The sequence below is a fragment of the Bacillota bacterium LX-D genome, assembly GCA_031628995.1.
GTDB lineage: Bacteria > Bacillota > DUOV01 > DUOV01 > Zhaonellaceae > JAVLUO01.
In genome coordinates this window covers 60,061-74,157 of sequence record JAVLUO010000003.1, presented here as the reverse complement: position 1 = coordinate 74,157, position 14,097 = coordinate 60,061, and the positions used below count along the sequence as shown (strand labels likewise).

Annotated in this window: 18 protein-coding genes and 1 riboswitch; of the genes, 11 read left to right on the top strand and 7 right to left on the bottom strand. The window is 38.9% G+C overall.

The features are described from left to right. Positions 1-40: 40 nt before the first annotated feature. Both RDV78_04260 and RDV78_04255 read right to left on the bottom strand, forming a co-directional pair. Complete coding sequence (locus tag RDV78_04260; protein MDS1029720.1) at positions 41-193, bottom strand: hypothetical protein; 153 nt, start codon at positions 191-193, stop codon at positions 41-43. An 81-nt stretch (positions 194-274) separates the two neighbouring features. Further along, positions 275-1,081, bottom strand: coding sequence for a cell wall hydrolase (locus RDV78_04255; protein ID MDS1029719.1), 807 nt, complete (start codon positions 1,079-1,081; stop codon positions 275-277). A 250-nt stretch (positions 1,082-1,331) separates the two neighbouring features. Here RDV78_04255 and yabG point away from each other — a divergent pair, with 250 nt between their 5' ends. From yabG to RDV78_04240, 3 genes are all read left to right on the top strand, one after another. Further along, positions 1,332-2,177 carry a sporulation peptidase YabG gene (gene yabG / locus RDV78_04250; protein MDS1029718.1) on the top strand — a complete coding sequence of 282 codons (846 nt, stop codon included), beginning with the start codon at positions 1,332-1,334 and terminating at the stop codon, positions 2,175-2,177. A 154-nt stretch (positions 2,178-2,331) separates the two neighbouring features. Continuing rightward, complete coding sequence (locus RDV78_04245) at positions 2,332-2,601, top strand: Veg family protein (GenBank protein MDS1029717.1); 270 nt, start codon at positions 2,332-2,334, stop codon at positions 2,599-2,601. 131 nt (positions 2,602-2,732) lie between these two features. Further along, entirely contained in the window at positions 2,733-3,335 is a 603-nt protein-coding gene (locus RDV78_04240; protein ID MDS1029716.1) for a hypothetical protein, read from the top strand. Positions 3,336-3,458: 123 nt separating this feature from the next. Here RDV78_04240 and RDV78_04235 read toward each other — a convergent pair whose 3' ends face one another. Continuing rightward, a complete protein-coding gene (locus RDV78_04235; GenBank protein MDS1029715.1) occupies positions 3,459-4,643 on the bottom strand; it encodes a hypothetical protein in 1,185 nt (394 codons plus the stop codon). A gap of 112 nt (positions 4,644-4,755) precedes the next feature. Between RDV78_04235 and RDV78_04230 the strand changes: the two genes are divergently transcribed. Then, a complete protein-coding gene (locus tag RDV78_04230; GenBank protein ID MDS1029714.1) occupies positions 4,756-5,049 on the top strand; it encodes a hypothetical protein in 294 nt (97 codons plus the stop codon). A 24-nt stretch (positions 5,050-5,073) separates the two neighbouring features. On the opposite strand, the gene RDV78_04225 is transcribed toward RDV78_04230, so the two are convergent. After that, positions 5,074-6,090 carry a hypothetical protein gene (locus tag RDV78_04225; protein MDS1029713.1) on the bottom strand — a complete coding sequence of 339 codons (1,017 nt, stop codon included), beginning with the start codon at positions 6,088-6,090 and terminating at the stop codon, positions 5,074-5,076. Positions 6,091-6,271: 181 nt separating this feature from the next. Here RDV78_04225 and RDV78_04220 point away from each other — a divergent pair, with 181 nt between their 5' ends. The 3 genes from RDV78_04220 (at position 6,272) to RDV78_04210 (ending at position 7,963) form a co-directional block, all read left to right on the top strand. Further along, positions 6,272-6,541: a hypothetical protein gene (locus tag RDV78_04220; GenBank protein ID MDS1029712.1), complete on the top strand. Its 270-nt coding sequence runs from the start codon at positions 6,272-6,274 to the stop codon at positions 6,539-6,541. A gap of 44 nt (positions 6,542-6,585) precedes the next feature. Next, a complete protein-coding gene (locus RDV78_04215) occupies positions 6,586-6,897 on the top strand; it encodes a heavy-metal-associated domain-containing protein (protein MDS1029711.1) in 312 nt (103 codons plus the stop codon). Positions 6,898-6,996: 99 nt separating this feature from the next. Then, positions 6,997-7,135: riboswitch (cyclic di-AMP (ydaO/yuaA leader) on the top strand. Between the two features lie 132 nt (positions 7,136-7,267). Next, positions 7,268-7,963 carry a CAP domain-containing protein gene (locus tag RDV78_04210; GenBank protein MDS1029710.1) on the top strand — a complete coding sequence of 232 codons (696 nt, stop codon included), beginning with the start codon at positions 7,268-7,270 and terminating at the stop codon, positions 7,961-7,963. Between the two features lie 98 nt (positions 7,964-8,061). On the opposite strand, the gene RDV78_04205 is transcribed toward RDV78_04210, so the two are convergent. Genes RDV78_04205 through RDV78_04195 form a run of 3 tightly spaced genes read right to left on the bottom strand, consistent with a single transcriptional unit; the run spans position 8,062 to position 10,281 of the window. Continuing rightward, positions 8,062-8,748, bottom strand: a complete 687-nt coding sequence (locus tag RDV78_04205; protein ID MDS1029709.1) for a glycosyltransferase — start codon at positions 8,746-8,748, stop codon at positions 8,062-8,064. A gap of 29 nt (positions 8,749-8,777) precedes the next feature. Continuing rightward, a complete protein-coding gene (locus RDV78_04200) occupies positions 8,778-9,326 on the bottom strand; it encodes a hypothetical protein (protein MDS1029708.1) in 549 nt (182 codons plus the stop codon). Continuing rightward, entirely contained in the window at positions 9,307-10,281 is a 975-nt protein-coding gene (locus tag RDV78_04195; protein ID MDS1029707.1) for an NAD-dependent epimerase/dehydratase family protein, read from the bottom strand. The genes RDV78_04200 and RDV78_04195 overlap by 20 nt, the downstream gene beginning before the upstream one ends. A 142-nt stretch (positions 10,282-10,423) precedes the next feature. On the opposite strand from RDV78_04195, the gene RDV78_04190 reads away from it, so the two are divergent. Genes RDV78_04190 through RDV78_04175 form a run of 4 tightly spaced genes read left to right on the top strand, consistent with a single transcriptional unit; the run spans position 10,424 to position 14,095 of the window. Then, positions 10,424-11,716 (top strand): nucleotide sugar dehydrogenase, encoded by a 1,293-nt coding sequence (locus RDV78_04190; GenBank protein MDS1029706.1) that lies wholly within the window; start codon positions 10,424-10,426, stop codon positions 11,714-11,716. Positions 11,717-11,739: 23 nt separating this feature from the next. Next, the gene (locus RDV78_04185; protein MDS1029705.1) at positions 11,740-12,438 is read left to right on the top strand and encodes a GT-D fold domain-containing glycosyltransferase; all 699 of its coding nucleotides are present in this window, start codon (positions 11,740-11,742) and stop codon (positions 12,436-12,438) included. A gap of 34 nt (positions 12,439-12,472) precedes the next feature. Continuing rightward, entirely contained in the window at positions 12,473-13,279 is an 807-nt protein-coding gene (locus RDV78_04180) for a glycosyltransferase family 2 protein (GenBank protein ID MDS1029704.1), read from the top strand. A gap of 60 nt (positions 13,280-13,339) precedes the next feature. Next, positions 13,340-14,095: a hypothetical protein gene (locus RDV78_04175; protein MDS1029703.1), complete on the top strand. Its 756-nt coding sequence runs from the start codon at positions 13,340-13,342 to the stop codon at positions 14,093-14,095. The last annotated feature ends 2 nt before the right edge of the window (positions 14,096-14,097 follow it).

Here is a 14,097-nt window from a genome sequence, read left to right as displayed (position 1 = left end):
ATTTCAAGTAAAGGAACTAAAGTACGGTCAGCAATACGGGTTAGTTCAACTTCAAGCCCAACTCTTTAGCTCTTTCATACATATATTTAGTAATAGCTAAGCTCAAATCTTTCTCTACAATATTTCCAACCTTACAGCCTACATCTACTCCCTTAATGGAATAAATTACCTGCTTGGTAACATTATATAGCAAAATTTATACCTTGTGCATCAGTAAAAGAAAAAGCCAACCTTTTTAAAGGCTGGCTTAAAAACTATTTTAAATTTGGTCTAACTACTTGGCAAAAACATGGTTCCCAATACGAAAGGTAATTGGTCTGGACCAAACCCACTTGCTGGTGCTTTTAGCTGGATTCCAGTAATAAAGAGCACCATTAGTTGGATCCCAGCCTGCTATAGCCTGTTTAGCAGCTTTGTAGGCTGTGTCACTAGGTGTTAAATATAGTTGTCCGTCAGTAACGCAGGTAAATGCGCCTGGCTGATAAATTACCCCGGCAATTGTATTAGGGAAAAGAGGACTTTTAACTCTGTTTAAAACCACAGCGGCAACAGCTACTTGGCCTTCAAAAGGTTCCCCTCTAGACTCAGCATTAACTAGCTTAGCCAGTAAAGTAAGTTCCTTTGTTGAAACCTTATTGGCAGTTGCAGTTTGCCTGCTTCCACTTGAACTGCCTCCGCGGGATGCTGTATTTTTCGCAGTAATAACTGGCTTATAACTTGCACGTTTGGGAATTAATAGTGCTTGTCCTGGTTTAAGTTGAGTCGATTTTAGGCAGTTCATTTGTTTAATTGCTTCTGCAGTGGTGCCAAATTTTTTGCCAATAGTATACAAACTATCTCCCTTTTTAACCGTATAATTAATGGCATTTACTTTACGGTCTGGTACCCATAATTTCTGGCCTGCATAAATAGCAGATGTTTTCAAACCGTTAGTTTGACGAACATATTCTGCAGATACCCCATACTTTTGGCCAATTTTGAAAAGGGAGTCGCCGCTTTTTACATAATATGTAGCGGCATAAGCAAAAGTAGGAATCATGAGCGAAATCAAAAGGACAATCCCTATTAATTTTATGCGCATAAATATAACCTCCATCTAACTTTTTACATTAGAGGAGCTACTTGGTCTCGTCCATTATAATTCAAATTATTATCACTTGCATTACACAAAATTTTCCAATAAGAATGGCAGCACTATTTTCCGGATTAAAGCTATAATTAGATCTATAACCAATATCATATATAGTATATACAAAAAGAAGACATATTCCTGCACAAAATATATATTTTACCATAAGATGAACATATAAGATAATTTGGGAGGTTAAATTATGCCTGTAATTAAGCCCGGCGATATTGTTACACGTAAATCTTACGGTGGAGATATATATTTTAGAATAATTGATGTGCAAAAAGGAGTCTGTACAATTAAAGGTTTAGATGTACGTTTAATTGCTGATGCACCTATCAGTGATTTAGAAGTAAAAAAACCTAATGAAATTTTACAATATAAACAAAGAAAGATTCAAATAAATATAGCAAATATCAAAAAAATTAAATCCAAAAGAAATGAAGAAATTCCGGAAAGCAGAGGAGAAAAGTTAACGGGAAATTTTTTTGATTTTCCTGGAAAAGTACTGCATATAGATGGTGACAACGATTATCTGCAAAAATGTATGGAATATTACCGCCAATTAAATATTCCTGCACAAGGTTTTTACGTTGCCGAAAGTGAGCAGCCTAAAGTTGTGCAAAAACTGCTCCGTGATTATAAGCCGGATATTTTAATTTTAACGGGCCACGATGCCTTGTTTAAAGGTGCTAAGGATTTATCCAGCCTCAACAGTTACCGCAATTCCAAATATTATGTTGCAAGTGTAAAAAAAGCAAGAGAAATAAATAATGGTTTAGATGATTTGGTTATTTTCGCAGGAGCTTGTCAGTCTAATTACGAAAAACTGCTGCAGGCAGGAGCAAATTTCGCCAGTTCCCCCCAAAGAGTATTGATTAACGTCTTAGACCCAGTCTTTATTGCGGAAAAAGTAGCCTTTACTTCCATTGAAAAGACAATTGGAGTAAAAGAAGTTGTCCAGCAAACAATCACTGGCGAAAAAGGGGTAGGGGGAGTCCAGACTAGAGGCAGATACAGATTAGGTTATCCTAGAACTGTTTTGTAGGGAGCAAAAATAGTGCAAATAAAAATGTCGAATTTTGTAGCTATGAGTGTAATTTTTTTGATTGACTCGAAATAAATATTGCAGTATACTAATCTTTTTGACAAGGCTGCCAAACCATGTTATACTATGTATATTAAGAAAAGAGGTGGTCTTGTTGGCAACAAAAATGGCACTTAGCGAAATTAAACAGTATCTTGACGCCAGTGTAGGGAAAAAGATAAAGCTAAAGGCAAACCGAGGCCGGAAAAAAATTATAGAACGGTTAGGAGTGTTGGAACAAACCTACCCTCATATTTTTGTAGTTAAAATTGAGGAAAACAATAGCAAAGTTAGCCGAGTATCCTATAGCTATACAGATGTACTCACAGAAACAGTTGAATTAACCATATACAAAGATTGTGAGGAGAAGGAACAAATTATTTAAAGCTGCTGGTTGAACCATCAGCTTTTATTTTTTTCTGAAAAACTTCTAAGAATATAGTAGCAGCTAACAGACACCATCAATATTATAGAGTAGGATTTATCCTAAATAAATTGAAATAAGGAGGTAATTCAATGGCAGATCCTATTCGCCCAGGTGTGTGTCCACCTAATGGCTGCCCTCCCCCAACTCGAATTGAGTGTATTAAGGTAGATAAAGTGTATGATAGCTGTTTCCAAGTTGATGACAAAACTAGAACAACTAGAATACCAACCGCAGATTATGGAACAGGTCCCTTTGCTGTAGGAGATAAAATTCCCTGCCGTCTCTATGGAGACATTACTTGTGAAGAAATTAGAAGAGCTTCCGCTGGCGGCGGCTTTTCCACAATTACATTATTAGTTAAGATTCCTGTAAGATTAACTAACCCTAAGGCACCTGCTTCTTCTCCGAAATTTGCCGATAGAACATTTACATTTACGAAAACAGTTACTCTCTGCTGTCCGGAAGGCGTAAGCCCTGACTGCTCTGAAACCACATTGCTCTTCTGCAATTGTATCGTAACTGATGTCGCTTCTGAATATATAGAAGTAACTTGCGACTTCCAAGTATGTTTAGTTATTAAATGTATTTTAGAAGTACAGCTCTTAGTTCCCAGCTATGGTTTTTGCACTCCTTCTCCTTGCGTCACTCTGCCGGGAGTATGTCCGCCGACGCCGGCACCTCAATGCTTTTAACTTCTAATATGTCTCAAATGCAGACAAGCGTCTGCATTTTTATTTTGCCTAAGTTTGTCCAAACAAAAAAAGCACAGCTCCGGATGTAATCAGAGCTGTGCTTTTTTCTATTTCCCGTTTGATCTAACTCTCCAGTATTTTAGCCAAATCTTTGACAGCGGTAATGCTTTTTTTGATGTTTTTTTCCTTATTGTGAGAAAGCACTTCCTCGGCTTGAGTATTAAAGCTGGAAATAATCCGGCTGGTAAGAGGATTCACATCTAAAATAGAGTTGGCAAAATTACTTTGATTAGGATTAGTAGTAATATATTCACGAGGAAAACGGAAAGCCGGCGCTCCTTCTGGGGCTGCTAAAGGGTTTAATTTTTTCTTTCGCTTAAGAGGCAGCTGCCCAAGATTTTGCTGAACCGGGGCAGCTGTTGGAATTTGTGCAGCAACCTGCGAAGTATGTAAAACCACCTTTTCTTCATCTGGTTTTTTTTGATCTATTTTTTCTTCCTCTACTTCTTCTTCCTCCATTTTTACTTCCTCAACATTTTCATCTTCCACTTTTTTATCCTCTACTTTTTCTTCCTCTACTTTTTCATCCTCCGTTATATTATGTTCCAATAAAACCTGGGGCTCAAATGCCTTCTTAGTTAACTTCAGGAATTCCTCCAGCTTTGCTAAATGCTGAGTATTAACATAAGTTCCCCAGCATTTAATAATGCTTTCTGCCAAACTTGTGCTTAAAAGCTCCTCTATTTCCTCCAGGAAGCTAAAACTACTGAACTCAACAATAATAGTAGGAACATCACCCATAATAGTCTTGCGGTATTTAAGGCAGAACAAATGCTGCTGGTAAGAAGGCACAACTATATTTAAAGCAGCATTCTTAGTACTTATCTCCCTGATTAAATAACTTAAGAGCCGCAAATTAGTGTCCTTATGCTTTAGTGAATAATAAAAGCGGATTTGTTCCTGTTTCCGGGTGAGAGCAGCATTCCGGGAATAGACGTTAAAAGCCAGCTGCATAATTGGTAAATTAGCTAAACTTGCATTTACCCAGGCATGAGCATTAAGCATTACTGCAGCACCATTGCGGCGCAGCAAGCTATGGAGCCTTTCGGCAAAAGAATAAAATTCTCGATACTCTTTCAATGGCTTTAAGATAAAAAAAGTTTCTTTCAATTGCGGGAACAGTTGAATATTCTCCTCCTCGTCTAAGACATAGTCTAAACCGGAAGAGGAGAGGATGCTTAAAAAATATTGAGCTTCTTCTTCTTTTAAAACGGCAAAAGTATTATTGGACAGAAATAACTTTTTCATTTTTTCCCCTCACTTTCTAAGTAAATCTACTATTCATGTTATGAGTAATTTATTTGTTACATTTAATGGAAATGAATCATATATTACTATATAAGACACCGGAGGTGGAGCAATGAGCTGGTATAATGAGACTATTCAAACGAAAAAAATTCAAGAATATATTTTGCCTAATTTAAAAAATCAAGCAGATGGGGAGAAAATCATTAAAAGATTATCCCAAGAACCCGGCTTTTTCAAAGCTGAACTAGACACAGCCCGTAAAAAATTAATCGTTTATTCTACATTAGAAGCACCAATTATCAACATACCTTTGATCTTAAATAAATTAGGCTTTCAAGTAGTATATAACGAAGTAAATGGAACTGAAAAAACAACAGACAAGCCAAGAAAAAAAGGAGGCGGCTGAGGCAGCTGCCGATAAGCAGTTTGCTTATTTGGAATAATAGAACTCTTTCTTGATTAGGGACTGCTTGCCTAAAATAGCGGCAAGTTCAGTATAGTCTAAAATTAAAGGCTGGTGTAAGGGCACTCCATAAATAGTATCTAGGGCAATTCTCTTTCCGGGAATATGGTTGATTTCTGTAACAGGCGCTAGGGCTAAGGGAGCAAATAAACTGGATGATTTTACTGTAGTCCAATTGCCCCCGCTGTCGAAGGAAAAACAATAATAAAATTTAGACTGGGCAGGAGAAAGACGGGGTCCGGTAATAATGAGCATTAAATTATTAGCTTCCTCTAGTAAATGATAAAAAGTTTTACCCAGTAATGGGCGTTTGCCAATTATCCTCAAAGTTGGTTCAAAATTGGTAAGATTAATGTGTAAAAAATAAAGGGAGCTTTTCAGCTCCTTTTCTGTTAAAAGGAGCAGCAATTGATTATTGCTGAGCCATTTCCCTTCAATTTGCAAATCCTCATTCACCCAAAGCTCTCTTTCCCGGCGCATTTGTTCTGTAGAAGGGAAAAGAGTCCATGCCGTCAGAGCAGATTTTAGTTTATCCACCATATACAGCCAAAGCTGCCCTTCTTTAGTCGTTAAAAAAATAGGTTCATAGTGCTGTTCATTGTACTCATTAGACAGATGGCTAGGCAGAAGTTCCATTACTTCCCAGCTTCTATCTTTCGAGCCAAGGACTAAATTTAATTTTCTCTGGTTCTTAATTAGTAAATATAAATTATTAGATTCATCTACATGAGTTATCAAAGAGTCCCAGTGCTGAAGCGGGAACTCTTTTTTTTGCCACTGGAAACCATCCCAAAGGGCGTAAGAAGTGTTTTTTTGCTTATGCCGGAGGATTAGATGAAGACACCCTGTCAAATCTAAAATAGGTATTTGTTCCGTAATGTCAGGTACCTGATGGCCTTTAATGCAGAAAGTATAATGCAAATTTTCTTGCTGGTGTCGAAAAGACCAAAAATCCCCACCGGGAGAGGCTAAATATTGCAGCATCTGAGTCACCTCAATATCTGCTTAATCTATTGTTAAATCATACTTAGGTGAGACTAAAAATATGCCGCCGGGTCATGTAATTATATGTTAATTATTGCTGCTAATTCCAACTGCCAAATAGGAACCTGCATCTGTCCTTTTTAATAATATATCTTAGAGTATGGAGAGGGGTGTAAAACTAGTGGAACCTAAAGTTAAAATGTGGATAGATGCTCAAAAAGAAGAACTGACTACAGGGGATTTTTGCGAGATAAATTATGTCATTGAAAATTTAGAGCAGGAAAATGTAAAGCTGCAAGTTTACCAGCTCCTTAGTTTTTATGTTAAGGGGTTAGTCTTAATCTCACCTGATACTTTGCAGGTTACATATGATACTAGTCGCATTACGCCATCTTTTATTGATTACTTACTAAGTCAAAAAAATATTAACTTCCGGCGCCAAGGAGGTTGAAGAGATTAGGTAAGCGGCTGCTTGCCGGATGGGAGTTGACTACTTTGAGCTGGTTTATGGAAAGTAAGTTGGGAAAAGAATGGGCTGACCTAACAGTACCTAAAAGTGAGGAAAATTTTGCGCAAAGCATAATTGATTTAGAAAGCACTATTACCATGATTGTTACAGACATGTACACAGAGGAGGATTATCAAAAAATTGCCGGGGAATTACAAGCTATGGATGGCATTAAGCAAATTTCCCCCCTCCTAGAACTCCATAGAATAGAAATATGTTACGACACCCGGAAGATCAGCCTTGATCGAATTGCCAATTGTATTTCCGCTCAAGGCTACCATTATTTAAACCGGGTTTGAAGAAGCTGCTAGGCACCGGGATGGTGCCGTTTTATATTCACTGGAAAATATTACAGCTGGTCAAGCTCTAGAGGGGATGCTAATATAAGTACAAACAAAATAGTTGATTCGCTTAATTCCGAAAGGGAGCGGGGGAACCGGTTTTTCTGGGGTTAATCCAGTGATTTATTTCATTGGTAGGGCTACTCTTTGGCCCGCATCCGTCAGCTAACCTCGTAAGCGTCTAAAGAGGAGCAATAACACTTGGTCGGTATTAAAAGCTCCTAATGTTAACTTAGGAGCTATTTCTTTACCCTTTTTACTGTTAAAAAATGTATTAAAAAACTAATTTAGCATGAAATAACATGCTTAACCTAAGGAGGAATTTATTATGAAAAAAGCGATTAAAAAAGCAATGGCTATTGCCGTAATGTCAGGTTTCATGGTTTCCTCAGCTTTGCTGCCAGCAAATGCTTTCACCTTGAATTATAAAACTAAGGCGCCAACATGTACTACAGGTCTTAAAACAGTTGTAAATTGGATATGCCCCAAAACAAATACCAATACCACAACTCCGGTTAAAGTAACACCGGCACCAACAACAAATACAAACACTAATACTAATACAAACACTAATACTAATACCAATACAACTACACCGGCTGCCCAAGAACCCGCAACAACAACTAATGTTGCAGGCTTAACAGCCGATGAAGCCTTAATGGTTAAATTAGTCAATGAAGAAAGAACAAAAGCAGGTTTGAAGCCTTTGCAAGTGGACATGCGTTTAGTAAAAACTGCTCGGGCTAAAAGCCAAGATATGATTACTAATAACTACTTTGGACATGTTTCACCAACTCTAGGCTCACCTTATGAGCAAATTAAAGCAGCAGGAGTTACTGACTACAGCGTGATTGGGGAAAATATTGCAGGAAACCAAACTGTAGAAAAAGCCCATCAAGCTTTAATGAACAGCCCTGGACACAGAGCTAACATCTTAAATTCCCGTTACACTCATATCGGCATTGGAATTATCAAAGGTGGACCTTACGGTACCATGTTTACACAGCAATTTGCCGGAAAATAAAGATTACTGAGCAAAAGTGAAAATAAAGTAGGAAATCAGGTAGGAAATCAAGCAAAATTAAAGGTAATTAATTATCATAGGACAAGCCGGATAATTAATTACCTTTTTTTTACTGCCCTATTAAGTTCCATAGCCGCAAAATATTTATCCATAACCTTCTCCTGGGCGTATTGCCCAATTTTATGCCTGCGCTGAGGTTTCTCTTCTATAATCCGCACAATATCAGCTAAGTCGTAAGGCCTATAAAGATTATGCTGATGAACAAACTCTGGAAAACAAAAAGCTTTGGGGGCAATAGGAATTACCCGTAAAAAAATTGCTTCTATTAAGGAAACAGGCAGCATATCGGCGATAGAAGTAGTAATGACAAAAGTTGCCTTGGCTAAATTGCGGTGATAGTCATTTTTAGTAGGATTAAAAACTAACTCTAAACCTATCTCCTGAGCCTGTTCCAAGAGGACTCCCAGAGAAATGTTTTGTTTAGCCAATTCTTTTTCAGGCTGTCCTGACAAATGTTGTACTTTATACCCTTTGGCAATTAATCTTTGGGCTGCTTCCAGTTCTATAATATGTAACTTTTCGATCGAAAAACGCTGATTAAAAACAACTAAATTTTCTTCTTTTGGTGTCCTTAGATAGGGCTCATAAACTGAAAAATCAAACGGAAATCCAGTGACAACTACCCGTCCCCTTAGCTCCGGATAAGATCTAAGCAAACAAGTTTTGCACCAGTCCGAATTGGCAAATACTTTTTGGACTATTTTTTCTGGCCTATAATCCGCCAAGTTCAGCCCCGTTACTGGGGGAGCGGCTGCTAATCACTTAAATACACTTCCAGGATATGTAAATTGGCTAGACTAAAACTTTGGGTAAAAACAATTGAGCCTTCATCTTTCCTGGTATTTTCATAAGGCCTTAACTTTTCTTCGTCATAAGGAAACCCTGTAATTATAACTTTAGCAGCTAAAGAGGGGTATTTAGCTGCTAAGAGATCCTGGGCCCTTTGAGAATTAACAAACAAGCTGTCAAATAATTGAAAATATTTTAGTTCATTGAGAGAAAGGCCCAGTAAACGGAGACCTTCGTAAGGTGCTGCTTCTAAAAAGTGCACATGCCCTAACTTAATTCCAGGTTTTTCTGCTAAATAATGAATAATAGGAGTATGAGCAGAAGCTAAAAGCCAGCAGTCCTCCGGTGTAGGTTTAAGTTGGCTGAGAATATGTAGATTAGGTTTGCTAAAACTTGGAGAACTCAAAGGTATCTCCTGAAAAACTACTTTGTTTTCTGTCAGCCCCCTCCGGACTGCCTGATTAAAAATTCGAAAATAATGGTTATGTTCTTGTTCACTTAGAAAATACAACATTAAATACACCTGTCCTTTGACGGTGATAATTAATTAATGCCTGCAAAGACCGTTCTAAAGACCAGTTTGGAGTATAACCTAACTTTTGCAGCTTAGTAATGTCTGGCATTCTTTGCATTGTTTCCTCAAAATTCTCGTCAAAAGCTTCCTCATAGGGAACTAGTTGGATGGGAGAAGAAGATTGAGCTAATTCCTTAATTTTTTGCGCCAAATAAAAAATAGAAACTTCTTCTGTACCTCCAATATTATAAATTTCGCCTACCTGGCCCCTTTGCAGAACTATTTCCAAGCCATCTAAGACATCTTCAATATAGGCAAAAGTCCTAGTCTGCCGGCCGGTGCCATAGACATGAAGAGGCTGATTATGGAGTGCCTTGTTAATAAAGGTAGGTACTACCATTCCATAGGCCCCTGTTTGGTTAGGTCCAATTGCATTAAAAAAACGTCCTATCTTAATTTTAGTTCCCAACTCCCGAAAATATGCCAAAGCTAAGTGTTCTTCCACTAATTTTGCTACAGAATAAAGCCAACTAACTTTGCTGCTAGTCCCTAATAAACAATCGGCATCTTCGGCCACAGGTGTTTTTAGAATTTTTCCGTAGGTGGCAGAAGAAGAAGCAAGAAAAATGGGCTTTTGCAAGATAGTTGCTGCTTCCAAAACATTTTCCGTTCCCTGGCAGCTTACTTTTAGTCCTTCCCTGCCTTTGGCCATAGCTAGACGTACTCCTACTACTGCTGCTAAGTGAATTAAATAGTCACAACTTTCAGCTAAAGTAAAAACTAAATCTTTATCTAAAACATCACCTTCAGCAACTTTGGCACTTGTCTTAGCAAGCCGGTCTCTAGGGCTGGCAGAGAAATTATCCAGAACAATTACCTCGTGACCCTGGGATAGTAAGCGCAGAGTTAAGTGGCTTCCGATAAAACCTGCCCCTCCGGTAATAAAATAACGCAATCTAAAAACTCCTTTCTCGCAAATCTTTTACCTTATTTTATGAGGTTCCTTTAATTTAGTGACAGGAAAACACTTACCTATTTTGCTGCATATACATATATAAGTTAAAAGAAAAGTGACTCTTTATTGAGGAGTGAAGAGGATGCTGCAAACACAAATTCTGACTAAGGAAGCACGGGTAGGGGTAGTTGGACTTGGCTACGTAGGGCTGCCCTTGGCACTGCTCTGCAGGAAAAAAGGTTTTCAAGTCTTAGGAATAGATGTAGATAAAAGCAAGATCGACAGCTTGAATTGTCAAAAGTCCTATCTATCTGATATTGAAGATACAGAATTGCCGTCGCCAAATCAGGAACAAATCCAATTTGCCTGGGATTATCAACGAGCCCCTGAGTGTAATATTTTTTTAATCTGTGTACCAACACCTTTATATGAAGATGAAAGTCCTAATTATTCCTACTTGTTCTTTGCTATCGATGCTCTTGCCTCTCAACTTACACCCCAGCAATTGATTATAGTAGAAAGTACCATTAGTCCCGGTACAACAGTAGGAAAAATTTTACCCCGGCTCCAAAAAAAAGGGTTGGAAGTAGGGCGAGACTTTTACCTGGCCTTTTCTCCTGAACGGGTAGACCCGGGTAACCCTGTTTACAAAACGGAAAATACCCCCAAGATAGTTTCTGGAGTAACCCCTAAATGCTGTTCTTTAGCAGAATCCTTTTATCAGAAGTTAGGAATCGAAACTGTACCCGTTTCAATCCCTGCTGTAGCCGAACTAGCAAAACTGCTGGAAAACACTTACCGAGATGTAAATATCGCTTTGGTCAACGAAATGGCAGAGTTTTGCCGTCTAAGCGGCGTTGATATTCAAGAAGTTATTCAAGCAGCTGCCACTAAACCCTTTGGCTTTCAGCCCTTTTACCCGGGACCTGGTGTAGGGGGACATTGTATTCCTAAAGACAATATTTTATACACGACAGCATCCGAAGCCAAAGGAAAAATACCTTACCTGGCAAAGACTGCCAGAGCAATTAATGCTCAAAGACCTCTTTTAGTGGTGGAAAGAATTAAAAATATACTGGAGTCCAAAGGGAAAAAGTTAAAAGACAGCAGTATTGCTCTTTTGGGAGTTACCTATAAAAAAGATGTTAACGATCTTCGGGAATCGCCGGCAGTACAAATTATTAAACTGCTTTTAAGCCAAGAAGCAAAAGTTTCTTATCATGATCCCTGGATTAAACAGCTAACTGTAGAGCAAGAAGAGCTAAAATCCAGCAGCTTAACGCCAGATTTTTTAAAGAATCAGGACTTAGTTGTATTAGTTACAGCCCATAGTTCCTACGACTTAAATGAACTCCAAAGAAATTGCCCCTGCCTTTTAGATGCAGCCTACGCTTATACCCAACAAAAAGCAGGCAGCAATATATATGTTCTTTAAGAAATTAAACAGGGGGGAGAAAGATGGTTGATTACGGAACCCCAATGCTTAACCTAAACCAAGTATTATCCCGCTTAAAGCAAGCCCTAGAACAGCGGCAGCCCTTTTCCATTGTACGTTTTGGCCATGCGGAAATGTATGTAATTAATGAGGCTACTTGGCCGGAAGCAAGCTGGGACTTTTCAGAATATAGTACCTATTGCGGTATAACAGGTCCCTTGCCTAACATGAGCAGGGATATTATTGAAGCACTTCTGGAAGCAGATATTGCCGGACTGGGGGATCACACACCTTCTTGGCAAATTGTGATGAACAAAATATTCCAACACTATGATTTAGTTATTAAACGGAGCTGCAGTGCCTGGATTTCCCATCAAATGGTTAAATCAGAGGAGTTTTTTCAACTGCTTCAGGGTAAAAGAATAGTTTTACTAGGAAGGAGAGGGGCCGAAGGTGCTGCTAAATTTGAGCAGCGGGGAATTAAAGTAGTTGCTGCTTTGCCTTTAGAAGGGTATGAGCAAATTAATCCAACCTTGGCCTCGTTAGGTAAACTACCGGCCTTCGATCTAGTTTTAGCAGCTGCCGGTGTTCCGGCAACTATTATTTGCCCTCGTATTGCTGAAAAATATAGAACCTGTGCCCTTGATTTTGGCCATGCTTTAGACATTGTCATTGATGGCGAGGAAGGGTTCGACTTTGATTTCTCTTTCGGCCGATTATAACTCTACATATTGATAATTTTAAGGAGGAACCGACATGGAACCACAAGTAACAGTACTTATTCCTTCGTATAACCCGGGAGTTTACTTGTCTCATGCCCTAGAAAGTGTTTTTCAACAAATATATCCCCATTGGAAAATTATTGTTGTTGATGACTGCTCCACAGATACAAGTTTACTTCAGGTAAGCCCTTTTTTGCGCCATCCCCAGGTTACACTTGTTAAGCATGCTGTTAATTTAGGGCAATCCAAAGCCCAGAATACGGGTTTAGACTTAGTTGATACTCCATATGTGGTTCAACTGGACAGCGATGACTGGTTTTTGCCAAATACACTGGAAGTATTGATGAGGGAAGCAGAGAAACAACCCCCGGATGTAGCTGTGCTCAGCGGTAATATTCAAATTGTTATGGAAGAAAGAGGGGAAAACTCCCCTAGCTATGTGCGCAAAGGTCAAATGTTTAAAAATAAATACGATTTTTTGCTTTCCAATTCCTCAGTTTGGCCTCGCTGTTATCGTACAAATGCTCTGCGGCAGGTGGGAGGATGGCCTATAGATGATCCTTACGAGGGGCGGTATTTAGAGGACAAAAGGATATTATGCCGTTTAATAGAGAGGTACCGTTTTTATTGGATTGATGAAGTACTCTATGTTCATCGCCGCCATGACTATAATCAGACCCATCAGATGCTTATCTATAATTATATGATCGAATGGAATGTGCGGGATGTTTTAAAGCGCTGGGGTGATGAATTTGAGCCGGTCTTTACCATCGATAAATATGGTTGGAAAAATGTTGTTGCCTTAAACCCAAAGAAAAAGCTTTCAGGAAGTAACCACTAAAGACCCCCTTTCATAGAATAAATTAGCCTAGAAGCTAATATAAATTAAGGGGGAAGAAAAGTGTCTAAGCATATCGATTTTGAATGCCGACCCGTGTTGAAAGATGTACTTTGTGCTTTCGGTGAAAAATGTTTTCACAATACCCATTACATCTGTGAAACTATGGAAGGCGACTGCTTGCCAAGCGACGCTTGCCCATTCAACGCTTTAGTCAATAATTTAATAATCCTCTCTATTACACCAACTAACGGTTGTGTAAAAATAACGGGTACATATGACATATTTGTTTGGTATCGATTTAACAACCAAAGAATGATCGGGCAAGTACAACGTTTGGGAGTACCATTTAACGTTCAAGTTCCTATTTTTGAAATTGAAGGCGGTTGTAATCCAATTATTTGTGAAGATGGTAACACCTTAGGTACGCAAATTTGTGCAGTTAATACTAGGTTAGAAGTCGTTGAAGCTGTTTTAGAAAGCGATGCTCGCAAAGATCATCAGGAAGCATGCCCGGGATGCCCTTCTCGGCTGAGAGTAGTCATTGAGAAAGTATTCCAGGCTTTCGAACATGGACCACAAGTTGTTTGTCTGCCGGTTTGCGCTCCTGGAAACTGCCCGGCACCTACAGCAGGACCTGTGGGACCATGTCCTCCATTTGTGGGACCAACAAAATGTTCATATCCTTGTAGAGAAGATGAAGTCTTTAAACCTGATAACTGCGATCAATGCCCGCCTCCAACAGATTCCAGCCATAGCCGCCACGACCACGGCTGCGGTGCGGAAACCTTAGCTGTAGCAGCGGAAGAAGAGGAATAAAC